This window comes from Pseudomonas grimontii (assembly GCF_007858185.1).
Taxonomy (GTDB): Bacteria; Pseudomonadota; Gammaproteobacteria; order Pseudomonadales; family Pseudomonadaceae; genus Aquipseudomonas; species Aquipseudomonas grimontii.
The window spans coordinates 122,169-146,056 of record NZ_VFES01000003.1 but is presented as its reverse complement, the minus strand read 5'-3'; the positions used below and the strand labels follow the sequence as shown (position 1 = coordinate 146,056).

Sequence of the window (23,888 nt, the reverse complement as noted above, 5' to 3'; positions counted from 1 at the left end):
GAAGCAGTCGTAGAGCAGGCACTGAGTTTCATCAGGTAAACCTCAGTGCCTGGTGTGCGAGGACTTCGTCCTCGAACGCAGCCTCGCTTCGCTCGGCAGCTGCTACAGCGGAGCGAGGTAGGCGTATCAGCGCTTGGTGTTGGAACGGATGTTCCAGCCAAACTTGATCGCGCCGCCGTCTTTGGTGCCGTCGGCTTTCTGCGGCTGGTAGTCGACCATCACTTGGGCGAAGTTCAGGGTGACGTTTTCAGTCAGGCGGTCATCGCTGCCTGAACCGCCGGTGCTCAGGGACGTTACCAGCACTTCTTCCAGGTTGATCACCATGTACTCGACCTGGCTTTCACCACCGGCCTTGCGCACGGTCAGCTTGACCTTGTCGATGTGCTTGCCGCTGGCGCAGTGCATCATCAGGTTCGGCGAGGCCTTGTCGACGTACTTGGTCAGCGACAGGTCCTGGATATTCACCTTGCCCGCGCCACCGCCACCGCCAACGTGCATGTTGCCGGACTGGGCCATGCCCCAGCTCCAGTTCAGCACGTCGATTTCGTCCTTGTGGGCCTTGTCCATGGACTCGCCCTTGATGTCGCCGATCTTGATGAAAATATCAACAGCCATGTTTTCTCCCTGTGTGGCTCTTGCCACTGAATTTGAGTGACTCCAAATGGGCAGTGCTTTTGTGTGGGAGGGGGCTTGCCCCCGATGCAGGCACCTCGGTGTGTCAGTCACACCCCAGTGATGCTATCGGGGGCAAGCCCCCTCCCACAGAAGAGCCAGCTCATCCGTGGGTTAGGCGCTTTTCGCCGAAGGCAGCTTCGATACCAGGCGCAGCGATACGGTCAGCCCTTCGAGCTGGTAGTGCGGGCGCAGGTAGAACTTGGAGTTGTAGTACCCCGGGTTGCCCTCGACGTCTTCCACGATCACTTCGGCGGCGGCCAACGGGTGCTGGGCCTTGGTGGTCTCGGTGGAGTGCGCCGGGTCACCGTCGACGTAGTTGAGGATCCAGTCCTGCAACCAGCGCTGCATCTCGTCCTTCTCTTTGAAGGAACCGATCTTGTCGCGCACGATGCACTTCAAGTAGTGAGCGAAACGGCAGGTGGCGAACAGGTACGGCAGGCGCGCGGCCAGGTTGGCGTTGGCGGTGGCGTCCGGGTCGTCGTATTCGGCCGGTTTCTGCAACGACTGGGCGCCGATGAACGCGGCGAAGTCGGTGTTTTTCTTGTGCAGCAGCGGCATGAAACCGTTCTTCGCCAGCTCCGCTTCACGGCGGTCGCTGATGGCGATTTCGGTCGGGCACTTCATGTCCACGCCACCGTCATCGGTAGGGAACGTGTGGGCCGGCAGGTTTTCCACTTCACCGCCAGACTCCACGCCACGGATGCGCGAGCACCAGCCGTAGTGCTTGAACGAACGGTTGATGTTCACCGCCATCGCATAGGCCGCGTTGGCCCAGGTGTACTTGGAGCTGTCGGCGCCGTCGGTGTTTTCTTCGAAGGCGAAGGCTTCCACCGGGTCAGTCTTGGCGCCATACGGCAGGCGCGCCAGGAAGCGCGGCATGGTCAGGCCGATGTAGCGCGAGTCTTCCGATTCACGCAGCGAGCGCCAGCCGGCGTATTCCGGGGTGGTGAAGATCTTGGTCAGGTCGCGCGGGTTCGACAGTTCCTGCCACGAGCCCATGCCCATCACGGTCGGCGACGCCGCAGCGATGAACGGGGCGTGCATGGCGGCGCAGACTTTCGACAACTCGCCCAGCAGTTCCACGTCCGGTGGCGACTGGTCGAAGTAGTAGTCGCCGACCAGGCAGCCGTAAGGTTCGCCGCCGAACTGGCCGTATTCTTCTTCGTACATCTTCTTGAAGATCGGGCTCTGGTCCCACGCGGTGCCCTTGAATTTCTTGAGGGTCTTGTGCAGGTCCGGCTTGGAGATGTTGAGCACGCGAATCTTCAGCTGCTCATCGCTCTCGGTGTTATTGACCAGGTAGTGCAGGCCACGCCAGGCGCTTTCCAGCTGCTGGAAATCCTGGTGGTGGATGATCTGGTTGACCTGGGCGGTGAGCTTGGCGTCGATGGCGGCGATGATCGATTCGATCGACTTGATCGCATCGTTGGACACCAGGTCGGTTTGCGCCAGGGCCTGTTCGGCCAAGGTGCGCACGGCGGTTTCCACGGCTTCGCGGGCACGCTCGGTCTTGGGCTTGAATTCCTGCATCAACAAGGATGCGAATTCGCTGGTTTCCTCGGTTGCACCCAGGCTCTGGGCGCCTTCGCGGGCGGTATTGTCAGTCATGATTACTGGTCCCCTGCAGGCTTAGGCGCGCTGGCAAGTGCCTGAAGCAGTGCCGGATCCTTGATTGCCTTCATGATGATTTCTTCAGCGCCAGTCTTGCCGTCCATGTAGGTCAGCAGGTTGGCCAGTTGGGTGCGGGCTTCGAGCAGTTGCTTGAGCGAGTCGACCTTGCGGGCCACGGCGGCCGGGCTGAAGTCGTCCATGCTTTCGAAGGTGATGTCCAGGCTCAGGTTGCCTTCGCCGGTCAACTCGTTGGGGACGTGGAACGCCACGCGCGGCTGCATGGCCTTGAGGCGCGAGTCGAAGTTGTCGACGTCCACTTCAAGGAATTTGCGGTCGGCCACAGGCAGAAGAGGCTCGGCAGGCTTGCCGGCAAGGTCGGCCATCACACCCATCACGAAGGGCAGCTGGACCTTTTTCTCGGCGCCGTAAAGCTCGACGTCGTACTCGATCTGCACTCGAGGCGCGCGGTTGCGCGCGATGAATTTCTGAGAACTTTGCTTCGCCACGTTGCTGCTCCTGGTCGCTTGAGCGACGGTGTTGTTACTGCACAGTCGGGCGGCTTACTCGCCGTCCGGGCCGCGCAGGTTTTCAAATTGGGACATGCCATCGGGAATCAGGTTACGCACGATGGCCGCGAAGTCGGCGTGCACCAGATGCTTGGCCCGGTTCAACAACACCGGCAGCGGGCTCGAAGGCTCGTGCCGGGTGTAGTACGCAAGGATCTTGTCGAGGCTGCGCAGCACGTCATCACGGTTGCTGATGTCGCCGGTGGGGCGAGGTGCGGCGGGGGCAGCGGCGAAGTCGACCGAGGGGGCATTGTCGTCACTGACGGCCTCGGGTTCGCTGCTGGTATCGCTATTCGGAACACACTGGCTGAGCACCTGCAGCGCTTGCTTGAGCGGTTGCTTCAACAGGCTGAGGTCCACGCCTTGGGCGGAGCCCACTTGGTCGCTGACTTGCTGTTCGATGGCTTCGCAGGCAGCGCGCGCAGCGCTCAAGGCGTCGCGGGTGGCTTGCAGTTGTTCGGGGTCGCTGTCGAGGAACGCGGCGTTGAGTTGCTGGGCGCCGAGCTGTTCGTCGGGGAAACTCATCAGGCCGCTGGCATTCAACGCGGCGCGCAGGCTCACAGGGCCGAAGGTGCGCGAGCGCGTGAGAATGCTTTCGCGCAGCAGACGAATGGTCGCATCGCTGGTCAAGCCGGAGAGGGCGTTGATCCGTACGGTGGGGTCGTTATCGTCGTCGGCGTCCAGGCGCGGGTGCAGCTCGGCCCAGTATTCGCGCAGCAGCGCGTTGATCAGCGTAAGGACTTGCGCCAGCCCGGCCACACCCTGGAGGGCGAGGGAGCTTTGCAGCAGGAAATGGGTGATGCGCAGGTCTTTGCTGCGCTGCAGCAAATCGAGACTCTGCTGCTGGATGCCGCGCCATTCCGGCGGTTCGGCAGGCAGGATCGAGTCGCCCATGCTGCGCTCGGGTTGGCCCTTGGCATCACGCTCCAGCTGAAGAAAATCCGCGTCATATTCCATGTCTTCGCCACAGGGCGAAGTCGCAGAAACGGCGGTGAGCAGCAACGGCACATCCACTGAAATTGATCTCCCTATCGGCCCGTTAGATAGCGGGCAATGCATGCATTAGTTGCGCAAGGAACTTTGCATGTTTTCTTGGTCATATAAGTAAGATGCCACTAATGTGCCATCACTGGTATTCAAGAAGTTGTGCATTTTTGGTGTAGTACTTAGGCCTTGTCAAGGTAAGCTATTCGCCCTCTGTGACAGATGTGCGGTGCTTAACAACCTGCGCGACTGGTGGGTCGAACGACGTACCGGCATAGGATTTTTGTCATGGAGCCCAGTTAAGATCAGCGATCATGCTGGCATCAGCAGGTTTTGGACGGTCGATTGCACGACCAGATGGGGATCTCCCGGGAATCGCTGTCCCTGGGGTCGACTGCGCGCGAAGTATCAGCAAGGAGGCAAGATGTCGCTGTGTTTGACTATCACTAGTTATCACAAGATTACCCCCGGGCAATGCTCGGAAAAGTCCATGAACCAGGGCTCGATGGCTATCGGCCGTAGCTCGGATAATGACTGGGTATTGCCTGATCCTGAGCGGTTGGTGTCTTCGCAACACTGCGTTATTCAATATAAAGATGGCCGTTATTATTTAACTGATAACAGTACAAATGGTGTGGAATTAGTTAACGCCGGAATCCGTTTGCGCAGGGGTAATAGCGAGCTGTTGCAAGATGGCGAGCTGATCCGCATCGGCGATTACGAGATCCAGGCGCGTATCGACTTCAACGTGCAGTCCATCGACAGCCAGCCCTTCGCCGGTGATTCGCCGAACAGCTTTGAAGCCTTGATGGGCGCCGTGGTGAGCAAGCCCGCGCCAACGCCGGTGATCGCCCCGCAGTTCCAGGGCGCCTCGTCGATGGACACGCTGCCGGACCTGTTCGACTTCCTCAGCCCCACCGCCGTGCCGCCGCCCACTGTGGCCGACCACGTCCCCAGCGAACAACACGACTTCCGCCCGCCGACCCCGGTGGCTGTGCCCGTGATCGAGACGCCCGTGGCCTCGGGCTCGGTGATCCCCGAAGACTGGGACCTGTTTGGCGACACGCCGGCGCCCCTTGCCAGTGCACCGCCACCCCCGTCGCCGCCACCCGTACCGATCATCCAGCCGCCACCCGTGGTCGAGCCAGCGCTCCCCGTGGCAGACAGCCAACAACCCGACCTCTTGCAAGCCTTCCTGCGCGGTGCCGGTCTGGACCAGCTGCGACTGGACAAAGCCCAGGCCGAGGCGCAAATGGAAAACATCGGCCGCAGCTATCGCCTGATGGTCGAAGGCCTGATCGACGTGTTGCGTGCCCGCGCCAGCCTCAAGGGTGAGTTCCGCATGCAGCAGACGATGATCCAGCCTGCCGAAAACAATCCGTTGAAATTCGCACCGAATGCCGACGAAGCATTACTGCTGCTGCTTCGCCACGGCAACCAAGCGTTTATGGCGCCGGACATTGCCGTGCGCGACAGTTTTGATGACCTGCGCGCCCACCAGCTGGCGGTGATGGCCGGCGTGGAAGCGGCGATCAAGCACCTGCTCACGCGCTTTGAACCGGCACAACTGGAAGAGCGCATGGGCAAGCCCGGCGGGCTGTCGAACCTGTTCGCGGGCTCGCGCCAGGCCCAGTACTGGCAGCAGTTCACCGAGCTCTACAGCAATATTTCCCGCGAGGCCCAGGAAGATTTCCAGGACCTGTTCGGCCGCGAATTCAGCCGGGCCTACGAAGAACACAGCGCACGACAGCGTCGTTGACACGCAACACATGGATTAACGGATAGATAAGTACGTCATTGAGGACGCAGGATGATTCCCAGGTTTCTACTCGCAGTCGCCACCGCACTGCTGCTGACCGCGTGTGCCAAGGACGCGGTCAAACCCGAAACAGCCGCTGAGGCTGAAGCGGACACCGCCGCCGTCGAGTTGCATTTCCACGCCATTGCCGGGCTTAACCCCGGCGCCAACGGCCAGGCCGCCCCGGTGCGGGTGCGCATTTTCGAACTGAAGAACGCCGCCACCTTCGCCCGTTCCGACTACTTCGCCCTGGCCGACCGTGCGCAATCGACCCTCGGCCTGGACCTGCTGGACCAGGACGAAGTCATGGTGCAACCCGGCCAGCAACTGAGCATCCAGCGCGACCTCGACCCCTCCACGCGCCAGATCGGCTTGCTGGTGGGTTATCGCGAGTTGGACCGCGCGCAATGGCGCACGGTGATCAACGTGCCGGCGCGCCAATACACCGAATACCAGATCAGCCTCGATGTGCGTGCCGTGCGCGCTGACGTCGTGGTCACCCCATCCAGCCCTGCCCAATAAGAAGCAATCGGAGCCCCCATGTCCTGGAACAATCGCGTGGTCTGGTCGGAAGGCATGTTCATCGGAACGCAGCACTTCCAGCAGCATGACCGTTACCTGGAAAACCTGATCGACGCCCGCAGCCGCCCGTTGTCCGCCGGCGCCTGGGGGTTTTCCGAGTTGCTGATCGACCAGGGCCTGTTGGCCCAGGGCAAGCTGGCCATCGTCTCGGCGCGCGGCCTGTTGCCCGACGGTACGCCGTTCAATATCCCCCAGGATGACCTGGCGCCCAGCCCGCTGAACATCGACGACAACCTGCGCGATGGCTTGGTCTACCTGGCCTTGCCCCTCAAACGTGCGGGTGCCCGCGACACCGTGGATGAAGGCGAAGCCCTGGAAGCCGCGCGTTACGTGAGCCAGGTGCGCGAAGTGCGCGATGACAACGCCCCGTTCGAAAACCGCGCGCCGGTGGCCGTGGGGTCCCGGGCCCTGCGCTTGCTGACCGCCCAGGATGGCATCAGCGACTATGCCGCCGTGGGCCTGGTGCGCATCAAGGAAAAGCGCGCCGACCGTGCGCTGGTCCTCGACAACAGCTACATCCCGCCAGTCCTCGATGTGGCCGCCAGCAAACCGTTGAGCGCGTTTCGCAGTGAACTGCTCGGCCTGTTGCACCAGCGCGGCGAAGCCCTGGCCGGCCGCGTGGTTGCCTCGGGTGCGGGGGGCGCGTCGGAGATCGCCGACTTCATGCTGCTGCAACTGGTCAACCGCGCCCAGCCGCTGATCCAGCATTTCAGCCAGTTGAGCCCGCTGCACCCGGAGCGCTTCTTCAGCGAACTGGTCAGCCTGGCCGGTGAGTTCTCGACTTTCTCCACCTCTGGCCGTCGCCCCCAGGAATACCCGCAATACCAGCACGACGACCTGGCCCTGAGTTTCGCTCCAGTGATGGCTGCGTTGCGTGAGGCGCTGTCGATGCTGATCGACAGCAAGGCCACGCCGATTCCCATTGTGGAAAAAGCCTATGGCATCCACGTGGCGATGCTGGCGGACAAGACCCTGCTCGACAATGCCAGTTTCATTCTGGTGGTACGCGCCGACGTGCCCGGCGAAACCCTGCGCGGGCGCTTCGGCCAGCAGAGCAAGGTGGGCGCGGTGGAGCACATCCGCGACATGGTCAACCTGCAACTGCCGGGTATCGGCCTGGTACCGTTGCCGGTGGCGCCGCGCCAATTGCCGTACCACGCAGGCTCGACCTACTACGAGCTGGATCGGGGCAGCGAGCACTGGCAACAGTTGAGCAATTCCGGTGGTTTTGCCTTCCACATCGCCGGGCAGTTCCCGGGCTTGAACCTGGCCTTCTGGGCGATCCGAGGATAATCCGCGATGCATCCCAATGATGACGACCGCACCCAGTTCATGCCGCGCCCGGGTGGCCGTGCGCCGGAACCCGCACGTGCCGAACCGGCCCCGCTGTCGATGCCGGCCGCGCCGATCCTCACCGGCAAAAGCCAGGGCCTGAACCCGCTGGAAAGTGCCGCCGGCCCGCTGCTGGCGCTGCTGACGCGCCTGCGCAAGACCATCGCGCACCCGGCGCCGGCCAGCCTGCGCGCGCAGTTGCTGGCCTACCTGCGTCAGTTCGAAGAGCGCGCCGAAGCCGCTGGCGTGGCACGCAACGAAGTGCTGCTGGCGCGTTACGCACTGTGCACCGCCCTCGATGAGGCGGTGTTGAGCACGCCGTGGGGCAGCACCAGCGATTGGGGCAAGCAGAGCTTGTTGATCACCGTGCACAACGAAGCCTGGGGGGGCGAAAAAGTCTTCCAGTTGCTTGACCACTGCCTGCAAAGCCCACGTGAGCGCCTGTACCTGCTGGAGCTGTTGTACCTGTGCATGTGCCTGGGTTTCGAAGGCCGTTACCGCGTGATGAACGACGGTCGCAGCCAGTTGGAAGCCTTGCGTGAGCGCACGGCGGCGGCGATTCGCAGTGCTCGCGGTGACCACGAGCGCGAGTTGTCGCCGCATTGGCGCGGCGTCACCGTGGCGCGTGATCGGCTGGCGCAGTTCATGCCGCCGTGGATCGCCGTGGCGATTGGCTTGGCGTTGTTGCTGGCGCTGCTGTTCACCTTGCGCATGCTCCTGGCGTCGCAGGCGGAGCCGGTGTTCAAAAATATCCATGCACTGGGCGAGATCCCGGTGCAGGCCATCGACCGTCCCGTGGCGCAGCCCAAAGTGATCGAGCGTCCGCGTCTGGCCGGCTTCCTGGCGGAAGACATCAAGGCCGGTCGCGTCGCGGTGGAAGACAAGGTCGACCGCTCTGTCGTCACCATTCGAGGCGATGAGCTGTTTGCGTCCGCCAGCTCCAGCATCGTCGATGACTACCAGCCGCTGATGCTGCGCATCGCCGACGCCATCCGCAAGGTCAAGGGCCAGGTGCGCGTCACCGGGCACAGTGACAACCGCCCGATTGCCACGCTGAGGTTCCCATCCAACTGGGCCTTGTCCGAAGCGCGGGCCAAGTCGGTGTTGGAGATCCTCGCGGCCAAGACCGGCCAGGCCGATCGCTTCAGTGCCGAGGGCAGGAGTGACACCGAGCCGTTGGCGACCAACACGACTGCCGAAGGCCGTGCCCGCAATCGTCGGGTTGAAATCACCGTATTGGCGGAGGGCGTCGAGTGAAGGCGTTTTTCAGTTTCATGATTCGCTGGGTGATCCCCGTGCTGGGCCTGATCGCCCTGAGCCTGATCATCTGGTTTGTGGGGCCGTTGCTCGATGTGCTGGTGCCGGAAGGCCGGCGCTGGGCGCTGATCATCCTGGTGTTCGCGGTGTGGATCGCCTACCGCGTGTTCCGCATCATCCAGGCGCGGCGCCAGGCCGCCGAAGTGATGCGCAGCCTGGCGGCCGAAACCCCGGCCGACCCCAACAGCGTGGCCACCGCCGAAGAGCTCACCACCCTGCGCCAGCGCATGGACGAAGCCCTGGCGCTGCTGAAAAAGGCCAAGCTTGGTGGCGACGAACGCCGCAACCTCTACGAGCTGCCGTGGTACGTGATCATCGGCCCGCCGGGTTCGGGCAAGACCACGGCGCTGGTCAACTCCGGGCTGCACTTTCCGTTGGCGGCCCAGTTGGGCGCCGGTGCGGTGCGCGGCGTCGGCGGTACGCGCAACTGCGACTGGTGGTTTACCGACCAGGCCGTACTGCTCGACACCGCCGGCCGCTATACCACCCAGGACAGCAACTCGACGGTGGATAAGGCTGCGTGGCTGGGCTTTCTCGACCTGCTGAAAAAGCAGCGCTCGCGCCGCCCGATCGATGGCGCCTTTATCGCCATCAGCCTGTCGGATCTGCTGCTGGGCACCGATGCCGAACGCGCGGCCCACGCGGCGGCGATCCGCCTGCGTATCCAGGAGCTGTACACCCAGTTGGGCGTGCGCTTCCCGATCTACCTGATGCTGACCAAGCTCGATCTGGTGCCGGGCTTCATGGAGTTCTTCGACAACCTGAGCAAGGAAGAACGCGCCCAGGTGTGGGGCATGACCTTTGCCCTCGATGACGGCAAGAACAGCGACAGCCCGCTGGCGCACCTGCAAAGCGAATTCGCCGGTCTGGAGCAGCGCCTCAACGAGCGTCTGGTGGAGCGCCTGCAACAGGAGCGCGACCCGGCGCGGCGCGACCTGATCTACGGCTTCCCGCAGCAGTTCGGCGCATTGAAGGATTGCCTGCAAAGCTTCCTCGAAGGCGTGTTCAAACCCAATGCCTTTGAAGAGCGCGTGTTGCTGCGCGGCGTGTACTTCACCAGTGGCACCCAGGAAGGCAGTCCGATTGACCGCCTGATCGGCGCCATGGCCCAGAGCATGAACCTGGACCGCCAGCACCTGGCGCGCCAAAGCGGCACCGGGCGCAGTTACTTCATCGAAAAACTCTTCACCGCCGTGGCTTTTGCCGAGCGTGGACTGGTGGGTGTGAACCCGAAAGTCGAACGCCGGCGCAAGTGGATCGCACGCGGTGTACTCGCGGCCACCGTGGCCTTGGTGATCGTGGTCAGCAGCCTGTGGTGGGTGAGCTATCGCGCCAACCAGGCGTATATCGCCCAGGTCGACCAGAAGGTCGCGCCGCTGGGCCAGACCGTACAGAACCTGAGCCCGGCGCAGCGTGAAGTGCTCGCGGTGCTGCCGCTGCTCAATGCGGTGAAGAACCTCGCGGGTGATTCGCCGAGCTGGTCCGAGGGCCTGGGGCTGTATCAGGGCGATATGCTCGAAGCCGAGTCCGCCAGCGTCTATCGCAAGCTGTTGATCGCTGTGTTTGCGCCGCGCCTGGTGACGCGCATCGAGGAGCAACTGCACGGCGGCGGCAACTCCGACTTCCTCTACGAAGGCCTCAAGGCCTACCTGATGCTCGCCGACAGCGAGCATTACGACCCGGACTTCATCAAGGCCTGGATCGCCCTCGACTGGGACCGCAACCTGCCACGGGACCTGCCGGCCGATCAGCGCCAGGCGTTGAGCGGGCACTTGCGGGCGTTGTTCGAACGCCATCCGCCGAGTGCGCGCCTTGACCCACGCTTGATCGATGATCTGCGTCGCCAGCTGCAACAACTGCCGGTGGCCCAGCGCGTCTACGACCGGGTCAAACGCCAGAAACTGCCCGAAGGCATCCCGGACTTCCGTATCAACGAAGCCGCTGGCCGTGATGCCGCGCTGGTGTTCAGCCGTAAAAGCGGCAAGCCGTTGGGCGAGCCGTTGAGTGGTTTTTTCACCGCCAAGGGCTATCGCCAGGCGTTTTTGCTGAGCAGCTTGAACCAGACCGGCACTCTGGCTGAAGAGCAGTGGGTGTTGGGTCATGAGCAGGCCGATCAGCAGAACGTGGTCAGCCTCGCCGCCGACGTGCGTCGCCTGTATTTCCAGGACTACCAGCGCCAGTGGGATGCGTTGCTCGCCGACATCGACTTTGTGCCGATCACCAGCGTGGCCCAGGCGGCCGACGTGCTGCGGGTGATTTCCGGCCCGAGTTCGCCGCTGAAAAAACTGCTGGTGGCAGTGGCCAAGGAAACCGATCTGCAAGCTGAAGAGCGCCAATTGGCCGCCAAAGGCGTGCCGGTGGAAGGCGGCGTCGACAAGCTCAAGGAGCGTCTCGGCAGCCTGCTCGGCCAGGAGCAACCGACGGCCAATGCGCCGGCGGCGGCGGATGATCCGGTGACCGCGCACTTTGCCGAACTCAACAGCATCGTCAGCAAGAACGAAGGCGAACCGGCAGCCATCGACGGCCTGTTGTCGGACATGAACGCGCTGTATGTGCAGGTCAGCGCCATGGTCGGTGCCAGCGGCGATGCCTTGCTTGGCGAGGCGAAGAACCAGGCGGCGGCTGCAGCCACGCGGGTCAGCCTGAATGCCGAGCGCCAGCCGCCGCTGGTGCAGGGCATGGTCAAGTCGGTGGTCAACTCCACCACCAACAGCATGATGGGCGGGGTGCGTAACCAGCTGAACGCGGCATGGGTCAGCGAGGTGGTCAATGTGTACCGCCAGTCCCTGGCCGGCCGTTACCCTATGTCGCCGGGCAGTACGCGGGATGCGACCCTGGATGATTTCGGTCAGTTCTTCGGCGTGGGCGGGGTGATGGACAACTACTTCCGCAAATACCTGCAGCCGTATGTGGACACGTCGGCACAGACCTGGCGCTGGCAGCCGGGTGCGGCGCAGAAGCTCGGGATTGCGCCGGGCGTGCTGCAAACCTTCCAGCGGGCCGCAACGATCCGTGATGCGTTTTTCCGCTCCGGGGGCACTCAGCCGATCGTGCGTTTCGAACTCAAGCCGGTGTCGATGGACCCGACGATCACCCAGTTCCTGCTCGACCTCGACGGCCAGCAATTGAGCTACGACCATGGCCCAAGCCGCCCGGTGGCGATGCAATGGCCGAATCCCGGCAGCATTGGCGTGGTGCGTATCTCGATCATGCCGCCGTCGGCCAGTGGCCGCTCGGGCGTGACCCTGGACGGGCCGTGGGCCTGGTTCCGCTTGCTGGAACAGTCGGATCTCACCGCCGGTAACTCGCCGGACCGTTTCAACCTGCGCCTGCGGGTCGACGGTGCGAGCATCGCCTACGAGTTGCGCGCCAACAGCGCCTTCAACCCGTTCAAGAGCCGCGTGCTCAGCGGCTTCAGCCTGCCGGAGCGGCTATGACGACGCTGGGCTTCTACGGCAAGTTGGCGAGCCGCGGTGACTTCGTCAGCCGCGCCTTGCCCCAGAGCTTTATCGGCCCGTGGGACAGCTGGCTGGCGGCGGGTTTGCTTGCCAGCCAGAACAGCCTGGGCGCCGGCTGGCTCAATGCGTACCTGGTCAGCCCTCTGTGGCGCTTTGTGCTGGCGCCCGGCGTGTGTGGGCCGGACGCGGCGGCGGGCGTGGTGATGCCGAGCATTGACCGGGTCGGGCGCTATTTCCCGCTGGCGGTGGTCACCTTGCTTGATCACGACATCAACCCCGCGTCTCTGGTGGGCGGGCCGGACAGTTGGTTCGAGCGGGCTGAAGAGCTGTTGCTCAGTACCCTGGATGCCGGCGCCACGTTCGAACGCTTCAACGATGGCCTCGACGACCTGGGCTTGCCGGCGACAGAGCCGCGCGCGGTCGACAGCCGTTTCGCCGGTCTGCAACGCGTGGCGGCCAGCGTGCCTCATCAGCGCATGACCGCGCTCGCCGAACAGGCCTGCGACGGGGCGAGCCTGTGGTGGGGACGTGGTTCACAGACGATTTCCCCTGGTTTATTGCGGTGTCAGGGCCTGCCTGCCGCTGGCGATTTTGCGCAGTTTTTGCTCGGACAAGAAGGTGTGGTGTAGATGGGGTCGACGTACAAATCCGCGAGCAAAAGCCATGTGGGCATGGTCCGCCAGGTCAACGAAGACGCGTGCCTGGACCTGCCGGAAAATCGCCTGTGGGTGGTGGCCGACGGCATGGGCGGGCATGCGGCGGGGGATTACGTCAGCAGCCTGATCGTCGACAGCCTGCGCAGCGTGCCGATGGGGCGCTCCCTCGACGAGTACTCGGCGGCCTTGCGCAATGACCTGATCCGCATCAACGCCGCCGTGCGTGAAGAAACCGCCAACCGTGGCGTGACCATGATGGGCAGCACGGTGGTGGTGCTCGCTGCACGCGGCTTGCGCGGTGTGTGCCTGTGGGCTGGCGACAGTCGCCTGTACCGCCTGCGCGACGGCGTGCTCGAAGGCATCTCGCGCGACCACAGCTACGTGCAGGACCTGCAAGACAGCGGCCTGCTCAGCGAAGCCGATGCCCGCGTGCACCCGCGTGCCAATATCGTCACCCGCGCCATTGGCGTGGAGGCCCAGTTGGAGCTGGCGGTGGTCGACCTGCTGATCGCCCCCGGCGACAGCTACCTGCTGTGCAGCGATGGCCTGAACAAAACCGTCGAAGACCATGAAATCCGCGAAGTGCTCAGCCACAACGCGCCGGACGAAATCGTGCGCAGCCTGGTGCACCTGGGGCTCAACCGCGGCGCGCCGGACAACATCACCGCCATCGTCGTGAAGGTATCGGCATGAACATTGTGATTCCGGGCTACGACATCGAAGGCGAGATCGGCGAAGGCGCCATGGCCAGCGTGTACCTGGCGACCCAGCGCTCCCTGGAGCGCAAGGTGGCGTTGAAGGTGATGGCGGCGGCGCTGGCGGCCGACCCGAGTTTCTGCGAGCGCTTCCTGCGCGAGGGCAAGACCCTGGCGCGGCTGTCGCACCCGCACACGGTGACCATCCATGACATCGGCAATGTCGGTGAGCTGTATTACATGGCCATGGAATACCTGCCCAACGGCACGCTCAAGGAGCGCATCGCCGCCGGCCTGACGCCTGAGCAGGGCCTCACGCTTATCCGTCAGATCGCCTCGGCGCTAGGCTATGCCCATGCCCAGGGGCTGGTGCACCGCGACGTCAAACCGGCAAACATCCTGTTCCGTGCCGATGGCACGGCGGTGCTGTCGGACTTCGGTATCGCCAAGTCCCTGGACGACCGCACCCAGTTCACCCAGGCCGGTTTTGCCGTGGGCACGCCGAGCTACATGAGCCCGGAGCAGGCGCGGGGCCAGGAGATTGATGGCCGTGCCGACCTGTATGCGTTGGGCGTGGTGCTGTATGAAATCCTCGTCGGCAAGCTGCCGTATAACGGCAGCGATGCGCTGTCCACGGCGCTGGCGCATCTGACCGAACCCTTGCCGGAATTGCCGGTGCACCATGGCCGTTATCAGGGCGTGCTGCGCAAGCTGTTGGCCAAGGACCCGGCGGAGCGTTTCCCGGATGCGGCGGCGCTGCTGCAGGCGCTGGATAACCTGCCGACGGACTCGCCGGAGGCCACGCTGGTGCGGCCGTTGCCGATTCCGCTGAGTTTTGATCTGGCGGGCATGACGCCGGTCACGATCGACATCCCGACCGATAAACCCCAGCCGCAACCGGTGCGCCAACCGGTGGTGACGCCGCCCCGGCATAACGCCGTGTCCGAGCAGCGGCGTGGGCCGGTGTTGGCACTGGCCGCCGTAGCCGTGGCCGTCGCATTGGCCATTGGTGGCGGCAGCTACTGGTGGTTGAGCGGCAGTGATGAACCGGCCAAGCCGCCGGCTGCCGTCGTGCCTCAGGCCAAGCCACCTGCGGCGGTAGTTGAAGTGCCCCAGGCAACGCCTCCTGAGGCGGACGGCGGCCAACGTCCATTGTTGATGGCCGGTAAGAAGACCCTGTTCCAGCGCGTCCTCAGCAAGCCCGGCGCCAAGCTGTCGAATGACGCCGGCAGCGCGCCGGGCAAGGCCCTGCCGGCGTTCTCCGTGCTTTATGTGTACCAGCGCAAAGACGTCGACGGCAGCCCGTGGTTGCGCGTCGGTGCCGCCACCGACGGTCGCAGTGACGGCTGGTTGCCGGCTGCCCAGGTCAGCGACTGGAAGCAGAGCCTCGTGCTCAAATTCACCGAACGCTCTGGCCGGGCGCCGGTGATGTTCCTGCGCCAATCCGCTGAAGTGGAAAAACTGCTGGCTGACCCTGCCGCCGCCAAAGGCGTGCTGGCCAAGGCGCAGAAGAACCGCGAAGACAACGGCCAGGTGCTGGCCCTGGAGCCGTCCGCCAGCGCGGTGCCGCAGAACCAGTTCTACCTGCTGCCGATTTTCGACGCCAAGGAGAGCTTCGACGAAAACGGCCAGCCGGTGCAGTTGCTTAACATCGCCTCCATCGACCCAGGCAGTAACGCGGCGGCCAAGCCCGCGACGCCGGTGATCAACGCGAATGCCGACGCCTTCCGCACGGCGGTGGTGCTGGTGGTCGACACCACCGTATCGATGCAGCCCTATATCGACCAGATTCGCGATGTAGTGCACGAGCTGCAAACCCGTATCGCCGAGCGTGGCGAGTTGGACAGTGTCAGCTTCGGCATGGTCGGTTTCCGTAGCAGCATCAAGAAAACCCCTGGCCTGGAATACGTGGCCAAGACCCTGATCAGCCTCGACCAGGGCCGCGACCCGCAACGCTTCCTCGACATGGCGCGCCAGGTGAAGGCGTCTACCGTGTCCAGCCACTCCTTCAACGAGGACGCGTTTGCCGGGGTGATGCAGGCCGTGGACGGCATGGACTGGTCCGGCTATGGCGGGCGTATCATCCTGCTGGTCACCGACGCCGGTGCCTTGCGTAAGAACGACCCGTTTGCCGCCACCCAGATGAACGAAGCCGAAGTGCGCCAGGCCGCGCTGGGCAAGCAGATCAAGATCTACGCGCTGCACCTGCGCACCGACGCCGGCAAGAAAACCCACGCCGGCGCCGAGAGCCAGTACCGCATCCTCACGGCCGACGCCAACCCGCAGATCGGCGACCTGTACACAGCGGTTCCGGGTGGCGATGTACGCAAGCTGGGCGAGCGCGTCGACGAGATCGGCAGCGTGTTCGCCAACCTCGTGCATCAGGTGCGCAGCAACACTCCGCAACCGGTGCCGTTGTTGAGTGCCGCGCCGAGCCTGGCGGACAAATCCGCAGCGGTCGGTTATGCGATGCACATGGATTTCCTCGGTCGCAAGGGCGCGAGCCAGGCGCCGCAGCTGGTCAGCGCCTGGACCGCCGACCGCGACCTGACCAACCCCGCGCTGCCGGCGTTCCAGGTGTGCGTGATGCTGACCAAATTGCAGCTCAACGACCTGCAACAGTCGCTGAAACTGATCGTCGATGCGGCGCGCAAGACCCAGACCTCGCCCAAGGATTTCTTCCAGGAAATCGCCAGCGCCTCGGCCTACATGAGCCGCGACCCGCAGGCCCTGCGCAAGGGCGGCAACCTGGCCGACGGCGGCATTCTCGGCGAATACCTGGAAGGCCTGCCGTACCGCAGCAAGTCGCTGAACATGACCCAGGACCTGTGGTTGTCGTTGAGCGTGGCCGAGCAGGAAGACTTTATCGACGAGCTGGATTCGAAAATCCGCCTCTACGAAACCTTCCACAATGACGTGGCCAACTGGGTCCGTTTCGGCGATGCCGAGCCGGGCGATGCGTTGTACCGCGTGCCGTTGTCGACACTGCCGTAATGCTGAACCTGAGCGCAGTGCACAAGAGCCGGGGGATCGGGAGCCAGCGTTACAGCCTGGTGATCCCGGCGCTGCACCTGCGTGCCGGGGAGCAGTTGGCGATTGTCGGGCCGAGTGGGTGCGGCAAGAGCACTTTGCTGGATCTGTTGGCGCTGGTACTGGCGCCGGATCAGGTGGGCCGGTTCGAATTCAATCAGCAGGACATTGGTGGACTGTGGCGCGCCGATCAGCAATCCAGCCTGGCTGCGCTGCGCAGCCAGTACTTGGGCTATGTGCTGCAAACCGGTGGGCTGCTGGGCTTTCTGGATGTGCGCAGCAATATCGCGCTGTCCCGGCAACTGCTGGGCTTGAGGGATGATGGCAGCGTGACGCGCCTGGCTGAACAGCTGGAGATCAGCGACCAGTTGGCCAAGAAGCCGGCCGCGTTGTCGGTGGGCCAGCGCCAACGTGTGAGCTGCGCCCGCGCCCTGGCCCATGCACCGCAACTGGTGCTGGCCGATGAGCCGACCGCGTCCCTTGACCCGCTGAATGCCGAGCGCGTGATGCAGGCCCTGCTGGCCCAGGCCCGCGAGCACCGCGCCGCCTGTGTGATCGCCACCCATGACGAACCCCTGGCCCGCGCCAGTGGCTTGCAGGTGCGGCGCATCAGTTGTCGGCGCGACACCGACGGCGGCGTCACCGCGACCCTCGGGGAGGCGTGCTGATGCGCATCCCCCTGGTGGCGTCCCTGGCCTGGCAGGATTACCGCAACGATGCCTGGCTGTCGGCCTGTTCGGTGTTGGCGCTGGTGGCGGTGATCGCGCCGTTGCTGGTGTTATTCGGCCTGAAATTTGGACTGGTTAGCAGTTTGACCGAACGTTTGGAGACCGATCCGGCCACCCGTGAAATTATTCCGTTGGGCGGTGGTCGATTCAGCAGCGCATTTGTCGAACAGCTCGGCCAGCGCAGCGATGTGGCGTTCGCCTTACCGCGTACGCGGCAGATTGCGGCGACGGCGCAGGTGGGCACGCTGACCCTGGAAATGTTGCCGACGGCGGCGGGTGACCCGTTGCTCAACGGCCTGCCGATGCCCAAGGGTCTGGACCAGATCGTGCTGAGCCACACCGCTGCCGAGAAGCTTGCGGCGCGGCCGGGGGATTGGCTGGAGACCCGCTTTGCGCGGCAAGTGGCCGGACGCGTGGAAGCCCAGCGCACGCGCTTGCAGGTACTGGCGGTGCTGCCGCTGGAAGCCTTCGCTCGGGATGGGTTGTTTGCCGATTTGAGATTGCTGGAAGCGGCGGAAGATTACCGCGATGGCCGGGCGGTGCCGGCGTTGGGTTGGGCGGGGGATGAGGTCGCTGTGAGCGACCAGCGGGTGTATCCGGCGTTTCGCTTGTATGCGCGCAGCCTCAGCGATGTGGAGCCGTTGCGGGTGTTTTTCGCCGGGCAGACTCTGTTGGTATCGACTCAGGCCCAGACCATCGCGCAGGTGCAGTCGCTGAGCCGCAACCTGTCGATTGTGTTCTGGATCATCGCCGGGCTGGCCTTGGCGGGAGCATTTGCGGCGATCTTCGCCGGGGCGTTGGCGGCTGTGGCACGCAAGCGTCGAGAGTTGTCGGTGTTGCGCCTGTTGGGGTTTTCCACCGGCGCGCTGTTGCTGTTTGTGGTGCTGCAAGCGCTGTACAGCGCAGGGTTTGCCGCCTTGCTCAGTGCCGGGCTGTATGGCCTGGCCGAAGCGGGTTTGAACAAATTATTCGTGCAGGTGCCGGGCGAACACGCCAGCCACCTGCTGGCGCGTCACTATGGCCTGGCCCTGGTTGCAGTCCTTGGCGTCAGCGCCGTGGCGGCCGCCTGTGGTGGTTGGCGAGTGGCGCGTATCCAGGCTTCTGAAGGAATCAGAGATGTATAAGTTACTGGGCGCCGTTGTGGCGCTGAGCCTGGCCTCGATGGCCTGGGCTGATGAGGCAAGTGACAAGCTCGACAACCCCAAGCCGTTGCCCGATGACGTCAGCCTGCCGCTGCCGTGCGAAGGCAATATGGTGTTCCGCTACGCCTACGTGTTGGCCCAAGGGACTCTGGATGACCGCGAGATCAGCCTCGGCTACCCCTTCGCCGAAGGCGAGGCGGGTTATCAGCAGTCGTTTATCTCCGGCTACCGCCGCGACTTTATCAACGGCCAGTTCACCCTCAAGGACTTGCCGAAAGACTGGAACAAAGTCATCGCACCCTTGATGCCGAAGACCGACGCCAAGACCCCGCTCAAGCCCATGCTGTACTTCATCGGCAAGTACGAAGTGACCGCACGCCAGTACGCCCAGGTGATGGCCCAGGCGCAGTCGCTGGCCAGTGGCGAACCGGCGCCAGCGTGCGATGCACCCACCGGCATGGCCGGGCGTTTGCCCAAGGTGAAGCTGTCGCGCTTCGAGGCTGAGCGCTTTTCGGCGGTGTACAGCGCCTGGCTGATGAAATACCACCGCGACTTGCTGCCGGTGAGTGGTCGCGGTTCGTCGGCAGAAGACGGTGGCCTGGGTTTTGTACGCCTGCCCACCGAAGTGGAATGGGAGTTCGCCGCGCGTGGGGGCCAGGCGGTGAGCCGTCAGGACCTCGAAGGGCGCCTGTTTCCACGCCGTGTCGAAGGCAGCGATAGCGACGGCCCGCTGGGTGATTACGCGGTGTTCAACCAAGTCGCAGGCGGCACCGGCCAGGCCGCGCGCCTGATGCCTATCGGCACTAAGTTGCCCAACCCGATCGGCATGTTCGACGTGATCGGCAACGCCGCGGAAATGGTCCAGGAATCCTTCCAACTGGTGCATGCCGGCCGCCGCCAGGGCACTTACGGCGGCTTTGTGGTCAAGGGTGGCAACTACCTGGAAGGCGAGGGCACGCTGTTTACCGGCATGCGCCGCGAATACCCGCTGTTCGCCGCCGACGGCACCGAGCAAAGCAATGAAACCACCGGTTTCCGCGTGGCGATTGGTGCGTTGTCGGCACCGCGCTCGCGTTACAAGGAGCTGTTTGCGCAGTGGCAGAAAGAGGGCCGCCTGGCCTCGCTGACCGACGCCATCGACGACGCCCAGGACCCGACCAAGCGCCTGGACAGCATCATCGCCGCCAGCGTCGACCCCAAGCTGCAGGCTGAGTTGGGGCTGGTCAATGAAGAGCTCAAGCGCAATGTCTCGCTGATCGCCCAGCAACGCGAAGAGGCGGCGGGCAACCTGATTCAGTCGGCCGCGTTGGTGGCCGAGACCATCAGCAACTACAACATCCGCCTGGCCAACCTGCAGAAGAGTCGCCAACAGGCCCTGGACAATAAGGACGAGGCCAGCGCAACGCTATTTGCCACGGCCATCGAGAACGGGCGCAGCGCCCTCGATGGCGCGGTGGCGATCTATATCGACAACCTGGCCACTGGCACGCGTTATACCGATGCGGTGATCCAGGCACAGTTTCAACGGATCAAGGAAGAGTTGGATCGCAAGCCAGTGCTCGGCAAAAGCCTGGTGACGCGCGCAACACTGTTCGTTCGCCATGTTGGCAACTACCGCAAACAACAGCGGGCCGACCCGGCGACGATCTTGAAGGAATTGCTCGCAGCGAGCGGTCAGCGATGATCGCTGGCTGTATGGCGAGCTTGGAAGGGACTCAGGCGGCAGTGGCCGTGCTGGGCAAGTCAAACTTAGAAGAGAACACTACTTATGCTTTTTTCCCGTAAGGCGGTTTCCAAGCGTCACTTGCTGCTGATTGCCGCTGGCTTCAGCACCGTGTTGACAGGCTGCGCCACGTCGCCGGCTTCCAAGGTCGCGTCCAGCACCAAGGTCGAGTACTACCCCAACTGCTACGAGCCGGTGCAGCACTTGCGCGCCACCGACTCGAACATGACCAAGTCGGTTGTCACCGGTGCAGCCATCGGCGCGGCCGGCGGTGCATTGCTGGGCGCCCTGACCGGCGACAAGGAAAAGCGTGGCCGTAACGCCGCCATTGGCGCAGCGGGCGGGGCCCTGGCCGGCGGCGCAGCGGGTTACTACACCGAGCGTCAGAAGCAGATCGCCGATGACAACCAGCGCATTGCCTCGTATGCGGCTGACGTGAACAAAAGCGCCTCTGACATCGACCGCAGCACCGCGTACGCCAGGGCGTCCCAGCAGTGCTACCAGAGCGCATTCACCAAGTTGGTGACTGATCGCAAAGCCAAGACCGTCAACGACACCGAAGGCCGCAAGCGCCTGGCGGAAATCGTCTCGGGCCTGAAGGAATCCAATGACCTGATCGTTGCGGTCAACGGCAAAGCCGCCGAAGACCTGAACAACTACACCCAGGCCTACGAGAAAGACCTGCAGCAGGTTGGCGTACAGCGTGCCGACGTGGTCACCGTGGCCAAGGCTGACACCACACCCGTTGTGACGCCAGGCAAGAAAAAAGGTACAGGCAGCAAACCGCCGAAAAAGCCGCCTCTTCCAACTGTACCAACAGAAGCGGTGAGCACCGAGAAAACCTTCCAGACCGCCCAGACCAAGCAAGATGAAAGCAAGAAGGTCGCCAGCGCCGGTAAAGCGCAGATCGAAGGCACTTGCCGCGATCCAAACCTGGCCGATTGGGCGCCAGTGCCTTGCCCTAACGTTTAAGCGTATAGGCCCGCCGATGATTCATTTGCGATGAATCATCGGTAGGCGTTTTGTCGCCTATCGATTTGGCGCTGACGGTTGGGTGTGGCGCGTTACTTTGGCTATCGGGGAGGAATAAGCCCGGAGATGTCAAACTTTCCGTCTTTGAAGGTAATGCCGCCGTTAGCCTGGAATTCGAGGTCTCCACTGAAGTGTTGCGCAACGTTGTCGTATTGGTAGTTGATAGTACCCTCGGTTGCGTGATGCACTCCGTTATAAATCAATGTGGCCAAGGCTGACGTACCGTCTTCGTTCGTCGTAATGGGCAGTTGGTGCTCACCCAGGCGAGCGCGGGGAATGTGAAGATGAAGTTGCCTTTCTTCAGGAGCGCCCTTCACTTTTGCAATGACTTGCAGGAACGAGTTCGGCCCCGTTCCTCCGACAAACTCCATTACCACTTGCGTTGCTACGAAATTTTCCGAGTTGGCTTTTGACGTGTCTTGCAGGGTGCCTTTCAGGATTCCTGTGCTGGAAGGTCGAAGTTCCTGGTCGAAGGACACCACGCCAAGGTCCAGATTGGCTTTCGCAGTGATCTCTTCGTTTACACTAATTGCAACACAGTCAAAACTGCCTATCACACGTTCTAATGTGGCCGTTTCAGTCAAATGGAAATTTCCGAACTTATCCGCGTAATGATTAAGCAAGTTGGTGTTGGGCGGCAAATAGACAAGTTTGATCTTGTTGCCGGGGTTACCATTCAGTGGATAATCGCCAGGTGGCGTGCCATTTTCTAGTATTAGTTCAACGGCGTAAGTACGAAAAGGCGAAAAAGCATTTTCGTAGGCGTTGAGAAAGATAAAGTTATCTTTTAGGCGCGTGGTCGTGGTATGCGGGTTGAAAGGGTGGGTTTCGTCATTCAATTTGATCTTGGTCCTGACTTCTCCTGCCCGCTCTTTGATTTTGCTCATTTTAAAATCCTTATCTGTCAGATATGCGAGTGGATGTCGCTGAAGTGGTAGTGCAGTCTGTAAGGTACTGGGCATATCTGAGGATGCGAACTGTCGGAGTTAACAGGTATTTAGAGCGTTTTTAAATTAGCATTATTTCTAAACGAAATTTAGTCGCCCAAGTGATGGGCTCATGCAGGTCTCTTATTGACTGGGCAGTCATAGGTCGCCATTCAGGGATTCACCCTGCGCTGGCGTTCGCCATCGCGTTCAAGGATGCCGTCTATGGCTTCGCCACGATGCAGGCGAAGAACAAGCAACTGGCGTTCATGACGGGGATTCAGGCCGGCATGACGTCTGTCTTTGACAAGGGCTGCTGCGACTACAACTGGTGGCACCCCGCCCAAACCCAGCAAGATGAAAGCAAGAAGGTCGCCAGCGCCGGTAAAGCGCAGATCGAAGGCACTTGCCGCGATCCAAACCTGGCCGATTGGGCGCCAGTGCCTTGCCCTAACGTTTGAGTCAGCTATAGCTGTAAACATTAAACGCCAGCCAATTCCCATTTAGTTGGTGCGGCTGGCGATTGTTTTCACGTGCGCCTGGGTTGCGATTCAAGCGTCTAAGCCTGTGACTCTGAAAGAGCTGCTGGTAAATGTTATTTTTGGCACAGCCGGATTGCCTCCGGTGGCGTTGAACTCTATATCACCAGTAAGCGTCTCGGAGCTTTTGCTATATCTAAATTTGATAGAGCCTGATTGTGCTACGAACGTATAGCCGTGAATATATACGGCGAAAGCGAATTCGCTACTTTCATCCTCTTTAAACTGCAATGTTTGTGTTGAGCCGTCACCCAGTTTGTCTTGGGGTATATAAAGATGTAGAGAAATATTATCCTTTTTTGCTTTGACTTCAAGAAAAGTGAGGCGGTCATTAGTCTCGATGAATCTCATGAAGAATAGGCTTGGTTTGAAGATACTATCGGTAGGGTAAATGGTGGCTGTCAGTTCACCGGTACTGGTTAGGTTATGCATTTTGTTGAGTGACACCCGGCCCGCGCTCAAGTAGGCCTTGTGCGGGATTTGAGAGCTTGCATTTTTTGCTACACAGGAAAAAGTGCCCTCAATGTGCTGCGGGGTGGCAGTGCTGTGTAAATCAAATGAGCCACTCTCATCATGATATGAGTCCACTACGTTCGTGTTGGGAGCAATGTAAACCACTTTGACCGGATTGCCTGGCTGCCCATTCAGATCGTATGTGCCAGGGAGTAAGTTATTGTTGATTCTCACCTCAAAAGAGTGAAGGCCGCGTGCCGGGCCTGGGGTCAATATTAAACGACTCCCATAGAGTATAAGTACGCCATTTTTCAACTCCGCGCTGGGGATTATTTCGATGGGGTGATCTACATCGACGAGTTTGATCTGAAAAGAAATTTCGTTGGATTGGGTGTTGTTGCTCATGAGCAAGCCCTTTTGTAGGTGGCACGTTGATTGTGAGTGTGGTGAGGCGGCGCGCTGAGCCAGAGTTGCCGATGGGTGAGGCGGCGTAAACTGTTAGAGTTAACAGTTTTTATATGTTTTTCGAATGCGTATTATTCATTTTCCTTTCATTCAAGGTGAGGCCTGAACTGGTTCCAAAATGACCGGGCAGTCATAAGTATCAACACGTTATGAAGTTGTTCATGTCCTCTTGGGGG

Annotated in this window: 18 protein-coding genes and 2 pseudogenes; 14 read left to right on the top strand and 6 right to left on the bottom strand. The window is 62.1% G+C overall.

The window, feature by feature from the left end; genetic code table 11:
• Positions 1-126: 126 nt before the first annotated feature.
• The 4 genes from FIV39_RS07320 to tssA all read right to left on the bottom strand — a co-directional run bounded on the left by FIV39_RS07320 (position 127) and on the right by tssA (position 3,866).
• Positions 127-615, bottom strand: a complete 489-nt coding sequence (locus tag FIV39_RS07320) for an Hcp family type VI secretion system effector (RefSeq protein WP_017735732.1) — start codon at positions 613-615, stop codon at positions 127-129.
• A 171-nt stretch (positions 616-786) separates the two neighbouring features.
• Positions 787-2,283 (bottom strand): type VI secretion system contractile sheath large subunit, encoded by a 1,497-nt coding sequence (tssC, locus tag FIV39_RS07315; RefSeq protein ID WP_090401413.1) that lies wholly within the window; start codon positions 2,281-2,283, stop codon positions 787-789.
• 2 nt (positions 2,284-2,285) lie between these two features.
• A complete protein-coding gene (gene tssB / locus FIV39_RS07310; protein ID WP_065926732.1) occupies positions 2,286-2,792 on the bottom strand; it encodes a type VI secretion system contractile sheath small subunit in 507 nt (168 codons plus the stop codon).
• A 54-nt stretch (positions 2,793-2,846) separates the two neighbouring features.
• A complete protein-coding gene (tssA, locus tag FIV39_RS07305) occupies positions 2,847-3,866 on the bottom strand; it encodes a type VI secretion system protein TssA (RefSeq protein ID WP_090401414.1) in 1,020 nt (339 codons plus the stop codon).
• Positions 3,867-4,260: 394 nt separating this feature from the next.
• Between tssA and tagH the strand changes: the two genes are divergently transcribed.
• From tagH to tagQ, 12 genes are all read left to right on the top strand, one after another.
• The gene (gene tagH, locus FIV39_RS07300; RefSeq protein WP_090401415.1) at positions 4,261-5,595 is read left to right on the top strand and encodes a type VI secretion system-associated FHA domain protein TagH; all 1,335 of its coding nucleotides are present in this window, start codon (positions 4,261-4,263) and stop codon (positions 5,593-5,595) included.
• Between the two features lie 51 nt (positions 5,596-5,646).
• Positions 5,647-6,156 carry a type VI secretion system lipoprotein TssJ gene (gene tssJ, locus FIV39_RS07295; RefSeq protein WP_090401416.1) on the top strand — a complete coding sequence of 170 codons (510 nt, stop codon included), beginning with the start codon at positions 5,647-5,649 and terminating at the stop codon, positions 6,154-6,156.
• A gap of 18 nt (positions 6,157-6,174) precedes the next feature.
• Positions 6,175-7,509, top strand: coding sequence for a type VI secretion system baseplate subunit TssK (tssK, locus tag FIV39_RS07290; RefSeq protein WP_090401417.1), 1,335 nt, complete (start codon positions 6,175-6,177; stop codon positions 7,507-7,509).
• A 6-nt stretch (positions 7,510-7,515) separates the two neighbouring features.
• Positions 7,516-8,805 (top strand): DotU family type VI secretion system protein, encoded by a 1,290-nt coding sequence (locus FIV39_RS07285; protein ID WP_090401418.1) that lies wholly within the window; start codon positions 7,516-7,518, stop codon positions 8,803-8,805.
• A complete protein-coding gene (gene tssM, locus FIV39_RS07280) occupies positions 8,802-12,302 on the top strand; it encodes a type VI secretion system membrane subunit TssM (RefSeq protein ID WP_090401419.1) in 3,501 nt (1,166 codons plus the stop codon). The genes FIV39_RS07285 and tssM overlap by 4 nt, the downstream gene beginning before the upstream one ends.
• Positions 12,299-12,952 (top strand): type VI secretion system-associated protein TagF, encoded by a 654-nt coding sequence (gene tagF, locus FIV39_RS07275; protein WP_090401420.1) that lies wholly within the window; start codon positions 12,299-12,301, stop codon positions 12,950-12,952. The genes tssM and tagF overlap by 4 nt, the downstream gene beginning before the upstream one ends.
• Complete coding sequence (locus FIV39_RS07270) at positions 12,953-13,672, top strand: PP2C family protein-serine/threonine phosphatase (RefSeq protein ID WP_090401421.1); 720 nt, start codon at positions 12,953-12,955, stop codon at positions 13,670-13,672. It abuts the gene before it with no gap.
• Positions 13,669-16,668 (top strand): serine/threonine-protein kinase, encoded by a 3,000-nt coding sequence (locus FIV39_RS07265; protein WP_090401422.1) that lies wholly within the window; start codon positions 13,669-13,671, stop codon positions 16,666-16,668. The genes FIV39_RS07270 and FIV39_RS07265 overlap by 4 nt, the downstream gene beginning before the upstream one ends.
• Positions 16,668-17,372: an ABC transporter ATP-binding protein gene (locus FIV39_RS07260; RefSeq protein ID WP_090401423.1), complete on the top strand. Its 705-nt coding sequence runs from the start codon at positions 16,668-16,670 to the stop codon at positions 17,370-17,372. The genes FIV39_RS07265 and FIV39_RS07260 overlap by 1 nt, the downstream gene beginning before the upstream one ends.
• Complete coding sequence (locus FIV39_RS07255; RefSeq protein ID WP_090401424.1) at positions 17,372-18,556, top strand: ABC transporter permease family protein; 1,185 nt, start codon at positions 17,372-17,374, stop codon at positions 18,554-18,556. The genes FIV39_RS07260 and FIV39_RS07255 overlap by 1 nt, the downstream gene beginning before the upstream one ends.
• Positions 18,549-20,258, top strand: a complete 1,710-nt coding sequence (locus FIV39_RS07250) for a formylglycine-generating enzyme family protein (RefSeq protein ID WP_090401425.1) — start codon at positions 18,549-18,551, stop codon at positions 20,256-20,258. The genes FIV39_RS07255 and FIV39_RS07250 overlap by 8 nt, the downstream gene beginning before the upstream one ends.
• Positions 20,259-20,342: 84 nt before the next feature.
• Positions 20,343-21,269 (top strand): type VI secretion system-associated lipoprotein TagQ, encoded by a 927-nt coding sequence (tagQ, locus tag FIV39_RS07245; protein ID WP_090401426.1) that lies wholly within the window; start codon positions 20,343-20,345, stop codon positions 21,267-21,269.
• 101 nt (positions 21,270-21,370) lie between these two features.
• On the opposite strand, the gene FIV39_RS07240 is transcribed toward tagQ, so the two are convergent.
• Positions 21,371-22,216, bottom strand: a complete 846-nt coding sequence (locus FIV39_RS07240) for a hypothetical protein (RefSeq protein WP_090401427.1) — start codon at positions 22,214-22,216, stop codon at positions 21,371-21,373.
• Between the two features lie 200 nt (positions 22,217-22,416).
• Between FIV39_RS07240 and FIV39_RS07235 the strand changes: the two are divergent.
• Together FIV39_RS07235 and FIV39_RS07230 are read left to right on the top strand one after the other, a co-directional pair.
• A pseudogene (locus tag FIV39_RS07235) lies at positions 22,417-22,539 on the top strand (helicase); the annotation flags it as partial.
• Positions 22,540-22,596: 57 nt separating this feature from the next.
• Positions 22,597-22,716, top strand: a pseudogene (locus FIV39_RS07230) (type VI secretion system-associated lipoprotein TagQ); the annotation flags it as partial.
• 90 nt (positions 22,717-22,806) lie between these two features.
• On the opposite strand, the gene FIV39_RS07225 reads toward FIV39_RS07230, so the two are convergent.
• Complete coding sequence (locus FIV39_RS07225; protein WP_090401428.1) at positions 22,807-23,652, bottom strand: hypothetical protein; 846 nt, start codon at positions 23,650-23,652, stop codon at positions 22,807-22,809.
• Between the last annotated feature and the right edge of the window lie 236 nt (positions 23,653-23,888).